At 38.5% G+C, this 17,595-nt stretch carries 12 protein-coding genes and 1 pseudogene; 3 read left to right on the forward strand and 10 right to left on the reverse strand.

Features of this window, described 5'->3' with window-relative positions; translation table 11 throughout:
- Positions 1-94: 94 nt before the first annotated feature.
- Positions 95-2,542: pseudogene (locus D0T87_RS18450) on the forward strand (helicase-related protein); the annotation flags it as partial.
- A gap of 94 nt (positions 2,543-2,636) precedes the next feature.
- Here D0T87_RS18450 and D0T87_RS18455 read toward each other — a convergent pair.
- The 10 genes from D0T87_RS18455 to D0T87_RS18500 all read right to left on the reverse strand — a co-directional run bounded on the left by D0T87_RS18455 (position 2,637) and on the right by D0T87_RS18500 (position 14,429).
- Entirely contained in the window at positions 2,637-2,984 is a 348-nt protein-coding gene (locus D0T87_RS18455; protein ID WP_163176780.1) for a helix-turn-helix domain-containing protein, read from the reverse strand.
- A gap of 12 nt (positions 2,985-2,996) precedes the next feature.
- The gene (locus tag D0T87_RS18460) at positions 2,997-5,039 is read right to left on the reverse strand and encodes a bifunctional DNA primase/helicase (RefSeq protein ID WP_163176782.1); all 2,043 of its coding nucleotides are present in this window, start codon (positions 5,037-5,039) and stop codon (positions 2,997-2,999) included.
- Positions 5,029-5,349, reverse strand: a complete 321-nt coding sequence (locus tag D0T87_RS18465) for a helix-turn-helix domain-containing protein (RefSeq protein WP_163176784.1) — start codon at positions 5,347-5,349, stop codon at positions 5,029-5,031. The genes D0T87_RS18460 and D0T87_RS18465 overlap by 11 nt, the downstream gene beginning before the upstream one ends.
- Before the next feature lie 178 nt (positions 5,350-5,527).
- Positions 5,528-6,376, reverse strand: a complete 849-nt coding sequence (locus D0T87_RS18470) for an RteC domain-containing protein (RefSeq protein WP_163176786.1) — start codon at positions 6,374-6,376, stop codon at positions 5,528-5,530.
- A 29-nt stretch (positions 6,377-6,405) separates the two neighbouring features.
- Positions 6,406-7,290: a phospholipase A gene (locus D0T87_RS18475; protein ID WP_163176788.1), complete on the reverse strand. Its 885-nt coding sequence runs from the start codon at positions 7,288-7,290 to the stop codon at positions 6,406-6,408.
- Entirely contained in the window at positions 7,280-8,107 is an 828-nt protein-coding gene (locus D0T87_RS18480; RefSeq protein ID WP_163176790.1) for a nitroreductase family protein, read from the reverse strand. The genes D0T87_RS18475 and D0T87_RS18480 overlap by 11 nt, the downstream gene beginning before the upstream one ends.
- Before the next feature lie 139 nt (positions 8,108-8,246).
- Positions 8,247-11,369: an efflux RND transporter permease subunit gene (locus D0T87_RS18485; RefSeq protein ID WP_163176792.1), complete on the reverse strand. Its 3,123-nt coding sequence runs from the start codon at positions 11,367-11,369 to the stop codon at positions 8,247-8,249.
- Positions 11,370-11,394: 25 nt separating this feature from the next.
- Positions 11,395-12,453, reverse strand: a complete 1,059-nt coding sequence (locus D0T87_RS18490; RefSeq protein ID WP_163176794.1) for an efflux RND transporter periplasmic adaptor subunit — start codon at positions 12,451-12,453, stop codon at positions 11,395-11,397.
- 22 nt (positions 12,454-12,475) lie between these two features.
- Complete coding sequence (locus D0T87_RS18495; RefSeq protein WP_163176797.1) at positions 12,476-13,825, reverse strand: TolC family protein; 1,350 nt, start codon at positions 13,823-13,825, stop codon at positions 12,476-12,478.
- A gap of 13 nt (positions 13,826-13,838) precedes the next feature.
- Positions 13,839-14,429: a TetR/AcrR family transcriptional regulator gene (locus D0T87_RS18500; protein WP_163176799.1), complete on the reverse strand. Its 591-nt coding sequence runs from the start codon at positions 14,427-14,429 to the stop codon at positions 13,839-13,841.
- 192 nt (positions 14,430-14,621) lie between these two features.
- On the opposite strand from D0T87_RS18500, the gene D0T87_RS18505 reads away from it, so the two are divergent.
- On the forward strand, positions 14,622-15,545 hold the full coding sequence (locus D0T87_RS18505) for an AraC family transcriptional regulator (protein WP_163176801.1): 924 nt from the start codon (positions 14,622-14,624) through the stop codon (positions 15,543-15,545).
- Positions 15,546-16,315: 770 nt separating this feature from the next.
- The gene (locus tag D0T87_RS18510; protein WP_163176803.1) at positions 16,316-17,539 is read left to right on the forward strand and encodes a site-specific integrase; all 1,224 of its coding nucleotides are present in this window, start codon (positions 16,316-16,318) and stop codon (positions 17,537-17,539) included.
- Positions 17,540-17,595 lie beyond the last annotated feature (56 nt).

Below are 17,595 nucleotides of genomic sequence, written 5' to 3' on the forward strand. Positions count from 1 at the left end.
CAACTTTTTCCTGAAAGCAACTCATTATAAGGCGTTCTAATAAAAAGTTGGGATAATGAAAAGTTTTGGATAACAGTTGTTATCAAAACGTTTTGATAATCATTGGGATGCTATCATTTTAACACACGAACAATTCGGCATGATACCCCAGTCTCCCGAAATACAGCAACGGATATTACAGGCGGAACTCGATTCGGTGGAAGAAAATCTGGAAGTATTACGGGCACAAGGCAAGGAAATTTCCCGTGCTATGGAGAAAGGCTTAGTCAAACGGCAGCTTAATCTTGAAGCCAAGTTAAGTAATATCGCCTATCAGATTGAAAACCGCAAAGATGATACGGTAGATTTCCGTTTAATGGGTATCGACCACCTGTACGTTGATGAGAGCCACCGTTTCAAGAACCTGACCTTTACCACCCGGCACGACAGGGTTGCAGGTCTGGGGAATGCCGAAGGTTCGCAACGTGCCCTGAATATGCTTTTCGCCTTGCGTACCATTCAGGATAAGACGGGCAAGGATTTGGGGGCTACTTTCCTTTCGGGTACAACCATTTCCAACAGTTTGACAGAGTTATATTTACTTTTCAAGTATCTCCGGCCAAACGAACTGGAACGGCAAGGCATTAATACATTTGATGCGTGGGCGGCAATCTTCGCCAAGAAGTCAATAGACTATGAATTTTCGGTAACAAACGAGATTGTGCAGAAAGAACGCTTCCGGTATTTCATCAAAGTACCCGAATTGGCAGCTTTTTATGCCGAAATAACGGACTATCGTTCTGCTGAAGATATTGGTATCGACAGACCTGTTAAAAACGAAATCCTACACAATATTCCGCCTACACCCGACCAACAGGAGTTTATTCAGAAGTTAGTCGAGTTCGCCAAAACAGGTAAAGGCGAAATATTGGGACGTGCCCCACTATCCGAAAAAGAGGAAAAAGCCAAAATGTTGATTGCTACGGACTACGCCCGAAAAATGTCGCTCGATATGCGGCTGATAGATCCCGTTAAGTACGGCGACCATGTGGATAATAAGGCTTCGCACGTTGCTAAAATGGTATCGGATTACTACACAAAGTTCGACCAACACAAGGCTACACAATTTATTTTCTCTGATTTAGGCACTTACAAGCCCGGAGAATGGAACCCATGCTCCGAGATAAAGCGTAAACTGGTGGATGACCACGGAATCCCCGCTCACGAAATACGCTTTATTCAGGAAGCCAAAACGGATAAGGCTCGAAAAACCATGATTAAGGATATGAACGAGGGTAAAATCCGTGTATTGTTTGGCTCTACTGAAATGTTGGGTACAGGCGTGAACGCCCAGAAACGATGTGTCGCCATTCATCATTTAGATGCCCCTTGGCGACCGTCAGACCTTGAACAGCGCGACGGTAGGGGTATTCGCAAAGGGAACGATATAGCCAAACTATATGCCGATAACAAGGTCGATGTACTTATCTATGCCGTTGAAAAATCACTGGATGCTTATAAATTCGGCTTGCTCCACAATAAGCAGCTTTTTATTCGCCAGTTGAAGAACAATTCACTGGGCAGCCGTACCATCGACGAGGGCAGCATGGACGAAAAAGGCGGTATGAACTTTTCCGAGTATGTTGCTATTCTGTCCGGTAATACCGAATTATTGGAAAAAGCACGGTTGGAAAAGAAAATCGCTTCCCTTGAATCAGAACGGCAGGCATTTATGCGTGGAAAATCTTCATCCCGTTACAAGTTAGAGGGTATTGTGGCTGATGTAGAAAAGAACAATGGTTTTATTAACCGTATATCTAAGGATATTGAAGCGTTTAGTTCCCGTGTCCAATATCAGCCGGACGGAGTAACCCGCCTGAATCCTGTTCAGTTGGACGGATTGCAGGGCAGTAATCCAAAAGAAGTCGGGCTGAAGCTGAATGAAATAGCCGACAAAGCCCGTACACATGGAGCGCATGAGAAAATCGGTACGCTTTACGGTTTTGATTTAATGGTAAAGTCAGAAACCACAGCTAAGGACGGTTTCGATGTAATACAAAACCGCTTTTTTATTAAAGGCGAAGGCGACATTCTCTACAACTACAATCATGGGGTAATGGCAACTGATCCAAAGACGGCAGCACAAAATTTCCTGAATGCTCTTGATACCATGCCGAAACTTTTGGAAAGGTATCAGGCAGATAACGAGAAATTGCAAAAGGATATTCCCGTTCTTAAAGAAGTAGTCGAAGGAACTTGGCGAAAGGAACCGGAACTGAAAGCCCTGAAAGACGATTTGGTTAAGTTAGACCGTGAAATCCAACTCTCGCTTAAACCAATCGAAGAAAGTGAGGGGCAGGAGAGCGTGCAGGACAATAGCGTTTCGGCAAGCAATCAAAGCCAATCACAAGGGAAGCCCGAAACTTCATTTGTCCAGGACACTCCACCTCCAAACACTTTGCAGGGAGTAAAGGAAATCATGGGCGACAGGCTCGTTATTGCATCGGTAGATAGTCCCCAAAAAGTGGAGAAGAAAGATGTTTCAAGAGGAATTAAGTTGTAAAGTTAAAGCCCATGCCTGTCATCACGACGGTATGGGCTTTGTACTAACATTAAATCAGCACTATGAACTTTAGCGAAATAAAAACAAACCACCCTCACGGGTTATCAATATCTTCAGGTGTTTCATTGTCTTCATGGTTTTCTGATGGTTTATCGTCTTTTCCTTTGTTAAAATTCTCTCTGATGAACTTATGGACATCGCTTTCTTTGTAATACGTTTTTTTATAGACTGTCTGAAAAGGCAGTTCGCCTGTACTACGATAGCGTTGCAACGTTCGTTTACTTACGTGGAGGAGTTGACACAAATCCTGATTGTCAAGCAATAATTCTCCATCTAACATATTTCTGCGTTTACTCATTTTATCAAGTGTTTTATCTTGTTTGTCGAAGCGATTCATGATTCGTTCCATCCACGCTTCAAAATTATTTTTGTCTATATACATGGCTGTTGGGTTTTAGATGATATGCCCTATCATGAAATAATTCTGATTGGACGGATCTTTTATGATTATTTCTTTCTCTCGCATAAATTTGATATAGCTTTTGGCTGTACGTTCCTTTACATCCATTATCTGTTGAATACGGTCGCACAGGTCGATATAAGTCAGATGCTTTTGCACATCGAATATCTCACGGGCAACTACCGCCAGTTCTTTTTCTTTCCGTTTTTCTTTTTCCTCTCGTGGCTTTTCGCCTATATAGATGTGCATTCCCAGTTCTTTATCCCATGAGAACTGCATTAGAGGTACATCGAGAGGACTGCCGTCCCTTACTTTGAGAGCCTTAACAACTGATACCGACGGTTCGCTGTCGAGTTCTATACTCATAATTGCTGCCGCTTTACGTTGCAGCTCCGAGCCAAGATGTCCACGCAGTTTCAAACCATTCGGCACATAATGAAGTACACAAACTATGCAGGTGCGGTATATTCCCGCTAAACGGTATAGTTCATCTACAATCCTGATACTTTCAGCTTCGTCGTTGGCAGATAGTACCAAATCTGCAATACCGTCAATCACGACTAAACGAATACCCTCATACTCATAATGATATTTGTCCATGCTCTGAACTATGGCTTGCAGTCTTTCTTTTCGAGACATTCCTGTAAGAGAGAACGCCCGCAATTCTTCTGGCTTTTCGTTTAGTTTGGCACGTTTCAGGAGGTTGGAAACATTCTTGAAAAGTTGTACTTCGGATTGTTCCGTATCATAGAGTAGAACTGCTTTGTTATCGGAATTATCCCGAACATTTACACCCAATGTATCAATGGTACGATTGTCTTTGATTATCGAACCTGCAATCAGCGCAGCAACATAGTTGCTTTTCCCTGTACCCTCTCCGCCAGTAATACAAAGGATGTTACCTTGCGTACCGAGTGGTACATCTCCGGCTGAAATAACTTCTTCGGCTTTCGCCGGAGGGTTATTGAAATCAATTTCACAGGATTTTAGCATGGTCATTGTTTCGTTATATAGATTATCCAGAAAATCAATGAATAGTTGGCGAAACTCTTTCCGGCTATTTCCTTTGCTGAAATAGTCCGTTATATCTTTGTCTTTTTTCTCTCCTGAAAGCGGCAGCAAGAGCCGTTTAACGCCGTATTCAGCTAATGCTTTTTCGTGCCTGATTGCAGCTTCTATTCCTGTTTTATCTGCATCGTAAAGCAGTACAATATGTTTGAATCGGAAAGTGAGTTTATAAATTATTCCCGTCGGAATAGTGGAAGTTTCGCTGTTGAAGCAGATAGCATGAAAACCATGAGCAGCCAATGTCATCACGTCTTTTTCTCCGCCAGTAATGAATAATGTATCTCCTTTGGCGGGTAATTGTTCCAATCCGAAGCAATAGTTTTCGCCGATATTTCCACCATACAGAAAGCGAACTTCAGAAAACGGTCGGTAGATCTTCACATACCGTTTACCCATATATCCGAAAATCGGTTCGCTTTCGGACGAAGTATAGTAAAATGGTTTATTATCCTTATTTTCGCTCCTAAATTCTTTCAGGGATACGGTTTTGTAGAATTTCAGTATTTCGGACGTAATACCTGATTGCATCCAAAAATCCAATTCATTCTGTGTGAATTTTTGTTGAAAAACATTATATGGCTTGCTTTTGGGTGCTTCAATATTTACCGGATTACTCTTCTGTGGTATTGATTGCGGAACATAAGGTGAATAGTCCGGATTATCTAATCCTAAAGACATATCCCTATTTATGATTTTCAAAATTTCAACGAAATCCGTTCCGTTACCACAATCCAGACCTTTCAACTTACCGACATAGAAAAAACAGTCGCCATTATAAGCATCATTCCCGAAATCTTTTATTTTATATATACGGCTGTTCCGGTCGAAATAGATATTGCATGATGCTTTTTTATCTTCATATAATGGGTTAAGAAAGTTTTTCCCTAATTGCCATTTTGTGGAAATATAAAAACGGAATATCTCAAAGCCGTTATTTGTTCTATCTAATAGAGCCTGCTTACTTATCATTCTTGTAATAATTATCTAATAATTCTTGAAAACCATTAGGATTGCTCTTGATGAGATTTTCATTAAGCATCCGTTCAATCTCACTTAACTGATAATAGGTTTTCCCTCGTATTATTGAGAAAGAGATAAGTTTTTGTGAACGTAAGCGTTGTAATGTACGGGTGCTTACATTTAAGTATTTACAAACATCGTGATTATCTATCCAACCCTCGTGTTGGCTTTCAGAGTGTTTTTTCACATAGCGTGCAATTTCATCTAACTTACCTACAATTTCTTTGTAAGCCTTTGCTTCTATTGTTATGACTTCCATATCTATAACTATTTGATTCGCTGCAAAGTTCGGAAGTCGAAAAATACTTTTCTGCCAACTTGGTAAAAGTTTTTTTGAGTGATTTTTGATGAAAAACCAACGATTTTAGCGGGTTTCAGAAGGGTGAAAAAGGAGCAAAAAAAAACTACCAAGTTGGTAGTTTTTGTGGGTTTTATTTTTACAGAGAGTCGTCTTCATCCATTCGCTTTAGCAGTCGCTCTATAAGGATGTTCAAATACTTAGTACGGTCTATTTTTCGTCCTCGAATGGAAACATATTCTCTGTAATAATCGCCTAAATCTATATTGAACATAATTTCAAAAGCAATCATGATTTCCTTAATGTTGGCAGTTCCTCTATTCATAAATTTACTTGATTCAAAGCTATAACCTATTTCAATCAAGGCAGTCTTCGGGCCCGTCCACTTTAGATCGCTGAGCGGGAGCGAAGCTCTGTTTTTACTTATGAGCGTTTGCTTATCCAATGTGTGCATTTTTTTATTCAGATAAATTCGCAACATCTCGTTACAAAGGATTTTAGCTACTTTGTAATCGTATCCTGTTGAAAATTCAGAATCGATGATATAATGGACACTATCTAAGCACAGAAGATGAGAACGCTTATTTCTGATAAAGTAGTGTCCATCCATGTGTGTTGATTTTGACCTATAATACTGGTAAAAATCAAGATTACGTTCAAAGAAATATGTTAAGCTGTCTAACTCTTTTTGATAATACTCTGCGAATGTGATATTGCTGCCATTTGGGCATTTTAGTTCAATAGTATGTATTTTATTGAAATACAATATAAATCCAAGTATTTCAGGTTTAATTTCTTTGAAAAAAACAATTTCATCTTCTTCTTTTACATTTTTCAGAGAAAGGAATTTTTCCCGCATAGCAGTCAAACATTTTTCCAGATACTCTATCATTGATACTGCAATTTCAATGGAGATTTCTCCGTCCATATCTATCGTTTCCAATTCAAGATGAATTTCTTTCAATTTTTGCTCTAAATATTCTTTCATGACTATTGTGATTTGGGCTTTTATACACATTAATATAAGTTTCTCATCGACGGTCTGATACATATACCAAATCGTATCATTGATGTGTACTGATTATAATCCAGTAGGCTTTCGCCATATCCCTGATACCATTGCACAAATAGATATTGATTTGCTCTTTTATTGGGTTGAAAAGTAAGTTCCAATTGGGTATTTATTGCCTTCTTACAAGGATTAACAACAATTGAAGCACCGAACTTGTCATCCAAACTTTTATAATTCAGAGCAAGTAGGCCGTAGCCTTTGTATTCAAATAAATCACGGTTTTCTCCGTCAATCCATCCATACCATATTTTGGCTTGAATTGAGAAGCAGACATTATAGAAATAAACGCCCGATAGTGTGAAGTAATTCCAACTGCGTGAATCAAGACTATCTCTGCCGTTTGACTCATGTTCAAAACCAAATGTCCCTATTCCCCACAACTTATTATCTCGGACAATAGGGTTCACAAGCATAAGACCGGGGTTATAGTTATTGTCTCCAAAAGGGGCTGATTCCTCATAGATATTCCAGAACGATTTTTGGGTATATGACAACATCAGAAATGAGTTGAAAGGCAGAACGCCTTTCAACAGTCGTTGACGTATACTTATCTGAAACTTAGCATCGGCTGTATGATTCGTTATCTTTTTATTTGTTGGAATACCCGTAATGAAATAATTATCACGGTACATCCCGAAATTCGGTTGTTTATTGAATTGTTCTAATACTATATCCTGTTCGACCTGTAAATAGTCAGGTTTTAAAATATTAACACAGTTTGTGTCGATTTGTGCATGCCATCTTTGTTTGGAATCATCGGTTTGAGCGACAGCAGATATTTGTATTGCTAAAACAAATAGTCCTAAGAGTATGATTCTTCTAAATTCCATAAGCCTCTTTTTCATTATCAATAACCCATGAAATAACATACTTTAGTTTATCATTTTCTGGATAGTTTGCTAATCGCTCATATTGTCCTGCCATTCCGAGTTCTTTACATGTAAGTTCAAAGTGGCAAAGAGCAATTCCCATATCAATGGTGTCAAACATAGGATAAGGCTTTTTATAAAAATGTAGGTAGCCTTCATCAAGTAAGACACGCCATTCTTGTTTATTGTTAGCTGAAGGCGCTAAACGTACCATTTCAAGTGGTGTCAAAAATCGACCAGAAGTGCCTTTTGTCAACGGGTTCTTGAAATTATTATCGAAAAATAGTTCTCCGAAACCTTTACGAGATGCGTGTTTTTTATCTGACTGAACTATATATTTTTCGACAAACCGCTTTTGAGTACTTGCATATCCAACTGGCGATATAACTCTTATCTGTTCATTCGCTTCAATACTTATCTGTTTTTTGAAATCACTCCGGTTGAAAGTGCCACCAATCCAACATGTTCCTAAATCTAAACTCGTACAAAACAATATAATTTGCTCAAACAAATATGCCCCAGCGGTTTCGGAAAAGGGATCTTTTTCGCAAATCAGCACTAAATAATTACTTGCTCCTTTGACTAATCCATACGTGCCTAATTTTACTGCTGTTCCACCGGAATTAATACTTGCCAATACTACTCGTGCTTTCATACCAAATGGTGTTTTTAACCGGCTGATATGCTCTTCGATTTGAGCAATATGTTCATCCCGCAATGCTTCGCCTGTATAGGTACGAACTGAATGTCTTTTTTGAATTGTCTCTACTATTTTCATATCTTATCATTTTTATTACTCGTTAATATTCTTCATTTTGTACCGACGGAAGGAATCGAACCTGCAACCTTTCTGTTCGCTTTTTTAATAAGGCTTATAACAGTTGCTCTAACCAATTGAGCTACGCCGGATTTTTATATTATTGATTTATTGCCAATGGTTCTGCATTTTCAATAGTTGTTTCTTCCTTTCGACTTCTACTGAAACGCTCCCGCATTTTATCAAAGGCATAATAAACGACTGGAACTACAACCAAAGTTAGAAGCATTGAACTTGCCATACCGCCGATAACTACCCAAGCCATGCCGTTTTTCAATTCGGCTCCGTTGCCCGAAGCTATTGCTATTGGGAGCATTCCGAATATGGTAGAGAATGCGGTCATCAAAATTGGACGGAAGCGTTCCTTTCCTGCCTCAATCAAAGCGTCTAAGGTGCTTAAATGCTGTTCACGTTTCAGTTGATTGGTAAAGTCCACCAACATTATAGCGTTTTTGGCGACCAACCCGATTAAGACAATCATTCCGATAATGGTAAAAATATCTAACGAACTCATTGTTAATGCTAATGCCAAAAGTGCCCCAATCAATGCCAATGGAATGGAAAGCATGATAATGATAGGGTCTAGCAAGGAATCGTAAAGGACAACCATAATGAAATATATCAATAGAATTGCTGCTAAAAACGCGATTGCCAGACTACCAAAAGCATCGCTTTGTTGCGATAATTGTCCGCCTGTGCTGACGGTAACGCCTTCGGGAATGTTGCCATCAATGGCTGCGGATATTTCACTCCCAACCGTTCCCATCGGGCGACCTGATACGCTTGATTTCACAATTATAGACGGAATTCTGTCGGTACGCTCCAATGCAGTCGCTCCCAAACCATAACTAATGTCGGCGAACTGGCTCAATTGGATTAATTTTCCTTCTTTATTCAGAAATGTCAATTTCGATACATCTTCGGCTTTGGTACGGTCGAAATTATCTACCCCGACACGTATTCTGTATTCAAAATCGTTTTCATTGTATTTTGAATCATCATTACCATTCAATGCCACGCGAAGCGTAGAGCCTACGTCGGATATTTTCAATCCTAAAGTTGCCATTTTATCACGGTCAATATTGACCTGCACTTCCTGACGCGGGTCGTCAATCGAAAACTTGGCATCGACTGTGCCGGGCGTTTTTCTGACAACAGCCAAAATCATATCGGCTGTTTCTTGTACTTTGTCCATATCGGTTCCCTGCACAATAAACTGGATTGGCTGAGCATCGTTGCCTGCGAGATTTTTTGGCGTTACTCTGGCACGCACTCCTGCAACCTGCATAATATCCGCTTTGATTATCGAAGCCATCTCATCCATACTTTCATTACGCTTGTCTTTCCCTACCAATTTTACTGCGATAGTTGTAAAATTGTTTTTCGTGCTTGTACTTGATTGTCCGACATTGGTATAGATACGCTCTACTTCGGGACGATTGCGGATTATTTCTTCAACTTGCAACGTAAGTTGATTATTCTGATAAACGGTTACTTGCGGATTCATATCAAGTTCTACTGTCAATTCACTCAAATCGGTTTCGGGCATAAAAGAAGTCCCAATAAATCCTGCGGGGATTAATGTTATTGAACCGATTAGTAAGATTATGGCAATAGATACGACCATTATTTTATGTTTCAGAGCAACTGCCAAAATCTTAGCATAGCCTGTTTGTAAGGATTTGAAAATATTCTCAATCCAACGGGAAAAACGAGCCGACAGGGTCGGGCGTGTATCATCGGGTAATTTCCCGAAAATAGACATCAGTAAAGGTGTTACGGTATATGATACCAATAAGCTGAAAAGAATGGAAACGATAATTGGAATGGCAAATTCTTTTAATAACCCGCCGATAACGCCTCCGGTAACGGCAAGCGGTAAGAAAACAACTACAAGAACCATCGTGGTTGCCATACAGGTAAAAAGAATTTGTTTCGCTCCTTCGAGAGCGGCTTGTCGTTTGGGTTTGCCTTTTTCCATGTGGCTGAACATGTTTTCGATAACGATAATAGAGTCATCAACTACAATTCCGACTACCAACGATAGCGCCATCAAAGACATCATATTGAGCGACAGCCCCATAATATAGATCACAATAAAAGTAGGAATAAGTGATAGCGGAACGGCAATCATTACCATAAGGGCGCTTCGTATGTTGTGAAGGAAAAGGAAGCACACGATTGACACAATTAAAACGGCAAGTAAAAGGTCAACCACAATGGCATTGGTAGAGGCTCTTGTAAATACGGAATCATCTGTAGCAATGTCAAATTTTACCTGATTGCTTTCATACTCTTTCTCAATGGAAGCCATTTCTGCTTTTACCAAATCGGCTACTTTCACGGCATTGGCATCGGATTGTTTTTTAACGGAAATACCGATAGCATCGCGTCCGTCTATGCGGTTGATAATTTTTTGTGTTGCAATGCCGTCTTCGATTTCGGCAACGTCCATTATTTTGACTTTCCCACCAGTGGGTGTTGTCGTAATTACAGTATTCCTCAACTCGTTGAGATTGGAGAATTTCGCTGCCATACGAACTGAATAAACAGTTGTAGCATCCTCTACATTTCCCGCAGGAATTTCAATATTGGCAGTTTGAATAGCTTGCAATACTTGCAACGCCGACAAGTTGTAGGATTTCAGTTTGTCGGCATCAATGTTTACTTTGATTTCGCGTTCGCTTCCACCTGTCATTTGAATAGAACCGACCCCTTGAAGTTTTGCCAGACGTGGCTGAATTCGGTTTTCGACAAGGGTATAAAATTCGCTTGCAGGCAAAGAAGCCGAAACGGCAATGTTCATAATCGGAATTTCATCGAAAGAAAATTTATCAATGGAAGGGTCTAACACTTCTGTTGGTAAATCCGATTTTATGGCGTTTATTTTCCGCTGGGCATTCTGAACGGCTTGGTCTGCGTTTGCTCCTTCACTCAATTCAACGGAAATCATAGATAGTCCTTCCATAGAGGTTGAACTGATTTTTTTGAGATTTTCGAGCGTTGATAACGCATCTTCTAACTTTTTGGTTACAGAGGTTTCCACTTCTGCCGCTCCCGCACCCGGATAAACGGTTTGAACGGTTAGCATTGGTGTTTCAAAACTTGGCAATAAGTTTAGATTGAGCATGGTGTAGCTGAACAATCCGCCAAGGGTTAATACCGTAAATACTACAAGTATCAGTAAGGGTTTTTTTATCGAGGTTTCTACTATTGAAGCCATATCTTTGTGAATTAAGAATTAATACTTAAATTTCCTTTACAGAAGTACCGCTCATTAGGTTGATTTGCCCGCTGACAACAACTTTATCGCCTTCATTTAAACCGCCAAGCACTTCAATTTTATCTTCATAATCACGACCTGTCGTAATCTGAATCAATTTAGCAACACCATTTTCCACACGGTAAACCGAAGGAGCTTTTACACTGCTGACAATTGCATCACGAGGAATAAGCAATGTTGGTTCTGACTTCTCCATATCAACCGAAACATTTACATACGTTCCTGCTTTCAACGGATTTTGCTTGCTATTTGGTAACGTGATTTCGATAGGGTATAAATGTGCATTGTCGCCCTGTGGACTGATATGAGCAATTTTGCCTGTAAAGTTCACACCTGAATAAATTGGTGTATTTATCATTACCGATTGTCCGTTTTTCAACTGATATACATTGGCTTCCGGGACAGATACCACGACTTTTAATTCCGAAATGTCGGCAATGCCTGCAACGGCAGTTGAAACGCCTACAAATTTTCCTAAATCGACTTCTTTAGAAGTAATATAACCACTGAAAGGCGCTCGAATATAAGTGTCCTCCAACTGGCGTTGTGCTTGTTCCATTTGTACTTTCGCATTGTCGTAAGCTACCTGAATATCTCTCAACTGCGTTTCTGAAACGGCATCGCCTTCACGCAAAGTTTTGTAGCGTTTAAGGTCTTCTTCGTATTTTTGGTAATTAATTTTCGCGTTTTCCAAAGCGAATTTGGCATAAGCGTCATCTACGCAGGCAAGAACCTGTCCTTTTGAGACATAGTCGCCAAGTTTAAAATTGATTTCCTTGATTTCACCCGAAGCCTTTGAGGCTACTTTGACATTCTGATTGGCTTCGGTAATTCCCGTAAAACTCAAATCGGTTTTTGTGGATTGCTTTTGAACATTTACCGTTGTTACGGCAATGCTTTCAATGGTTGTGTTTACTTCTTTTTTTGTGTCGATTTCTTTCTTATTTGCGGATAATTTCCATGCCATTAAGCCGACACAAGCTACTATAACACTTACAGTTACTATGATTGTTGCTTTTTTCATTTTCTTTATTTTTATAATTATTTTACTGATTGATTAACTCTGTGATTTTGCCATTTAATGACATTATTTCAATTTCTGCTTCCTTGAATTTGTACAATGCGTTGAGATAACCCGCCTGTGCGTTGCTCAAACTCATTTCATCTTGCAACAAATCGCTCATCGTCGCCATTCCCTCGCGATATTTTAAGGCGGTTTCCTGATAGACATTTTGAGCTAAGGCAATATTGTTTTCTTGACGTTCAACGGTCATTTTGTTGTTGATATAGTTGTTCAAGGCATTTTTGTAATCCACCGAAAAGCGTTCTTTTTTGTTCTCCAACGAAAGGTCGGCTTTTAGAAAATCAGTTTTCGCCTGACGAGATTTTGAGCGTTTTTGCAAACCGTCGAAAATAGGAATGCTCAGTCTCACGCCAAAATAGGAACTTGCGTACCACTTGTTATTGGAACTGCTGTTGAAATAATCGCTGAAATCATTTCGTAATCCTTGATAGCCATATTGTGCAAAGAACGATAGCGAAGGCACATAACCCGCATTCACAACACGTTGATTTTGCAAGGCTAAATCTTTCTGTGCTTCAAGTATTTGTATGTCGATGTGATTCGAAAAATTGGCATTTGCATTCGGAAATGTTGTTACTAAAATCATATCGGCACTATCCGTTAAAATTATATTGCTGTCGCTTGGAATTTCAAGCATATATTTCATCATATTGATTTGTTGTTCATACAATGCCTGATTATTGTCCAATTGGGTTTGCAAATTTTGAAGCGTAACCATAATTCGGTCGTAATCCACTTTTTTCCCGATACCATTATCAACTTGTTTTCTCACAATGTCGGTTATGCGTTGTGTGCGTTCGATATTATCTTGTACCAATTGGATTTGTTCAGCGGAAGTCTGTATCAGAAAGTAGAGTTTAGCCACCTCTTTAGCAATTTCTTCCTTTGCTTTCTCTACGCCGAGCGTTGCGACAAATTCTGCTTTTTTCGACAGTTTCAGACTGGTTAATGCTGTTTGATTGTACAAAATCTGATTAGCGGAAATTACAGCCGACGTGTTAAACTGACTACCCAATTGCACAGGAATTGTTGTGCCGGGTTGTCCAAGTATTTCGCCGGGTAACATAGTCCTTGATAGTTGGTTGTTGTCCTGAAACGTTCCACTGATTTCAATTTGAGGTAGAAGAACAGAGAGTGATTCTTGTTTTTTGTAGTGACTTTTTTCCTGCTCCAATTGAGATTGAGCAACATTGATATTCTTTTCGGTTGCCAGACTTACGCACTCTTTCAAGGAAAGCGTAAGAGGTTCTTGAGCGAAAAGAGTTGAACTGAATAGCAACATGAGCGTTGCCGTAAAAACTTTTGTTTTCATTTTGCTGAGATTTTTATATTGTTTCTATTTTTCTTGTCTTTGATTCAATGACTTCTTGTATCCGTCTTGCTTCAATCAGCCCTTTCGGTGTGCAAACTCCTTTCAAAAGCGTTTTAATCATTGCATATTGGTATTTTGTGGCTAACCCGTTGATTTCTTCCATATAAATCATTGCCATACGCTCCTGATTGCCGTTATTTATGAAGTAGCCTTCGTCTATGCATTTCATAAAATAGTTCACGCACTTGTTTTGAGTTCTCATATTGAAAACCGCCAACTGTTTACAAGCGGTTGGGAACTTGCTTAAATCGCTATAAAAAGTGTCGCAGAAAGTGGATTTTTCTTTGAAAACCTTTTGCAGAGTAAGTATTAATGCTTCCAATACAGATTCAGAAACAGATTGAACTGCTGATAGAGTAATTTCTACTGTTGCTAATCGTTGCTTCAAGCATTCATCTAATAAGTTTGATATACTGGGAAATTCCATATCAACAGCTTCTCTTGAAACCCCTGCATCTTTGGCAATCTGTTCCATATTTAGCTTGCTGATTCCTTTTTCTGCGAAAAGGCTTCCCGCTGCTTGGATAATTTGAATTCTAATCATTGTGTTTTTTTTATTCTACTGCAAAGGTGGGGTGTAAAGAGAGGTTGTTTGTAGTTGAAGCATATCCGCTATTCGTCCAAATTTCGCATTCGCACTATTTGTTTTCATGGGTGTAGTTCAAAAAACACAATTATTCGTCCATTTCTAACATGAATACAAATTATAAATGTATCTTTGCAGAAAACATACACTATGGATATTATCAATTCGGATTTTAAGAAGGCATCAGAACACCATATGGGTGGAGATAATGTGAGAAGTTCTATGGACGGCGATATTATTTTTTATGAAAACGAGGTATTGATATCGAAAAAAATACGTAGTTCCGAAACACATCCACCAATGCGCATTAATGCAGTTGTATTCTTTTTTTGCAGATATGGGGAAGCTTGCTTTAATGTGGATTATCAACAATATCGACTGACAAAAGGATCAATGCTGAGTTTGAATGGGCGGCACATTATTGATAATATCAATATTCACAATAATTATAAAGGATACACGCTTATTCTTTCGCAAGATTTTCTGATGTCTATTTTTGAATGGGTTCCCGTATTGAAAAATTCAATATTCTCTTCAACTTTTAATTCATCTCCTCTAATCAATTTCGACGAGCATGAACAAAACAGGCTTGTTGCTATTGTTGACCGGATAAAGAAAAATTTGAATGCTACCGACCATACATTTCAAAGGAATATCGTAAAAACTGAGACTACTAACTTTTTATTGGAGGTTGTGGATATTCGGTTGAAAAAACTTGAAAACAACGAAAATAAACTCAAAAATAGCAGGAAAGAAGAGGTTATAAATCAATTTATAAATTTGATTCTCAATAATTGCAAGGAACAACACGAAGTTTCGTTTTACGCTCAAAAGTTATCTATGACACCGGGAAGTCTTTCCCGTATCATGACTAATGCCAGCGGTAAACCTCCTATGAAATGGATTAGCGAGGCATTGATTGCCGAAGCAAAAATTCTTCTTCGTAATGCTGATTTGAATATTCAACAAATAGCGGACGAACTCCATTTTGGCGACCAATCGTCGTTCGGGAAGTTCTTTAAAAAACATACGGGGTTTACTCCGATTGAGTATAGGAATAGCATCTTAGAATAATTTTCAAGGTGCAAGGTGCAAGTCTATCTATATATAGATACTTGCACCTTGCACTAACGCTAAACAATTATGATTCAGAATAGTTGTTTATTAAAAAAGAAGTCGTAACTTTGAACCCAAGTCATATGCGGACATATCTGCCCATTTTGACGACAAAAATCGTTCTTTTACAAGCGTTACTAAATCATTACCTATATGGTATGATTTGACGATAAAGTGCTAATAATGAATTACAATATGCGGTTAGGTTCATAATCCGTCCGTTCCGCTGAGAATGAAGCCATTAGGCGACATTTTGAAGACAAAGTCTGTAATTCATTGATTACAGACTTTTTTCGTTTTTAAGCAGAGTACAACCTCGTTACCAAACCATTACCTATGGGTAAGCTTGGAGAGTTAAAATACTGGTAGATAACGGGTTATGCGATTAGGTTCACATTCCGTCCATACCGCTTAAAAGCCTGAAAGTCAACAAGTTAGAAAAGACAAGAGTCGCCAAAAGCAAGACAAGCCCTTCAAATTCAGTGAATTTGAGGGGCTTTTTCTATATCCCATGTCTGGGAGTAAAAGCCAATCAATAGTCAAGATACGACATAGTTAGTGTCCTAATTCGTACCCCTTTTTAAAAAGGACACTGGGGGGTACGAGAAAAAAGACAAAGGGGGTACGATTTGGCTGAAATAGGCAGTTTGTTGTCTTGATTTGGCAATCCGCATAAAACTCATTATCAGATAGTTTACTTTAATTTTGTAACATTAAAAAATGAGTTTATGAAGAGTACATTCAAAGTTCTTTTCTTCCTGAAAAGAGACAAAAAGAAATCAGACGGCACGATGCCAATCATGTGCCGGATTACCATTGACGGACAGATGAGCCGTTTTGGTACAAAACTAAGTGTAAATCCTAATTTATGGGATGTAAACACATCCGCAGTATTGGGCAGGACAAAAGAAGCTGCCGAAATCAACACCTTCTTAGATACCATAAAAACAAGTATCTATAATGTATATCACGATTTACTTATCCGTGAAAATAATGTAACCCCTGACAGAGTAAAGAATATATTTCTCGGTCTTGAAGTCAAAAATCAAACCGTACTTGAATTATATCAACGCCATATTGACGATATTGCTATGTTGGTTGGTATAAGCAGGTCTAAAAGTACACTTCAGAAATATGAGGTTGCTCGTAAACATATGGCAAGTTTCATAAAAGAATACTATAATGTTTCCGATATATCATTAAAAGAAGTTACCCATTCATTTTTACGCAATTTTGAGGTGTATTTAATGACATCTTGTGGATGCAAGGAAAACACTACTGCAAAATTCCTGCAACGTTTCAGAACTATTATTCTATTTGCAAAAAATAATGGTTGGATAACAGTTGATCCATTTACTAATTATAAAATCAAATTTAAGAAAGTTGATAGAGGGTATTTAACGCAAGAACAAATAGAGGTAATAATGAAAAAGCAATTCTCTACTGAACGCTTAGAACGTGTTCGGGATATTTTTGTCTTTTGCTGTTATACTGGTCTTTCTTATATAGATGTGAAAAACTTGTCAGAAGAAAACATCCGTAATTCTTTTGATGAAAAGTTGTGGATAATGGGAAAACGTATAAAAACAGGTACAAGTTATAATATTCCGTTACTTGAAACTCCCAAACAAATTATCGAGAAATACAAAGGTCAATTATCTGACAATAAAGTTCTTCCCGTACCAAGCAACCAGAAGCTAAATGAATATTTGAAAGAGATAGGTGCGATATGTGGTATTGATAAAGAATTAACATTCCACACAGCACGACATACCTTTGCAGTGACAATTATGTTGGACAATGGATCAACAATGGAAACACTTTCTAATGTTATGGGACATCGAAACATTAAAAACACTCAAATATATGGCAAGATTACTCAAAGAAGAGTTTATAATGAAATGATAGTTATAGAAAACAAAATCGATAATTATTCAAAGATGATTATATAAGATATTTACAACAAAAAAACATGTGGTTTCAATCGCGTATTAGATATTTTTACAAA

Origin of the sequence: Bacteroides sp. 51 (assembly GCF_010500965.1) — a bacterium.
Lineage (GTDB): Bacteria > Bacteroidota > Bacteroidia > Bacteroidales > Bacteroidaceae > Bacteroides.

What these genes read in the sequence shown, in the direction of transcription:
- D0T87_RS18455 (WP_163176780.1), bottom strand. Translation starts at nt 2,984, where the DNA reads ATGTATATAGACAAAAATAATTTTGAAGCGTGGATGGAACGAATCATG.
- D0T87_RS18460 (WP_163176782.1), bottom strand. Translation starts at nt 5,039, where the DNA reads ATGATAAGTAAGCAGGCTCTATTAGATAGAACAAATAACGGCTTTGAG.
- D0T87_RS18465 (WP_163176784.1), bottom strand. Translation starts at nt 5,349, where the DNA reads ATGGAAGTCATAACAATAGAAGCAAAGGCTTACAAAGAAATTGTAGGT.
- D0T87_RS18470 (WP_163176786.1), bottom strand. Translation starts at nt 6,376, where the DNA reads ATGAAAGAATATTTAGAGCAAAAATTGAAAGAAATTCATCTTGAATTG.
- D0T87_RS18475 (WP_163176788.1), bottom strand. Translation starts at nt 7,290, where the DNA reads ATGGAATTTAGAAGAATCATACTCTTAGGACTATTTGTTTTAGCAATA.
- D0T87_RS18480 (WP_163176790.1), bottom strand. Translation starts at nt 8,107, where the DNA reads ATGAAAATAGTAGAGACAATTCAAAAAAGACATTCAGTTCGTACCTAT.
- D0T87_RS18485 (WP_163176792.1), bottom strand. Translation starts at nt 11,369, where the DNA reads ATGGCTTCAATAGTAGAAACCTCGATAAAAAAACCCTTACTGATACTT.
- D0T87_RS18490 (WP_163176794.1), bottom strand. Translation starts at nt 12,453, where the DNA reads ATGAAAAAAGCAACAATCATAGTAACTGTAAGTGTTATAGTAGCTTGT.
- D0T87_RS18495 (WP_163176797.1), bottom strand. Translation starts at nt 13,825, where the DNA reads ATGAAAACAAAAGTTTTTACGGCAACGCTCATGTTGCTATTCAGTTCA.
- D0T87_RS18500 (WP_163176799.1), bottom strand. Translation starts at nt 14,429, where the DNA reads ATGATTAGAATTCAAATTATCCAAGCAGCGGGAAGCCTTTTCGCAGAA.
- D0T87_RS18505 (WP_163176801.1), top strand. Translation starts at nt 14,622, where the DNA reads ATGGATATTATCAATTCGGATTTTAAGAAGGCATCAGAACACCATATG.
- D0T87_RS18510 (WP_163176803.1), top strand. Translation starts at nt 16,316, where the DNA reads ATGAAGAGTACATTCAAAGTTCTTTTCTTCCTGAAAAGAGACAAAAAG.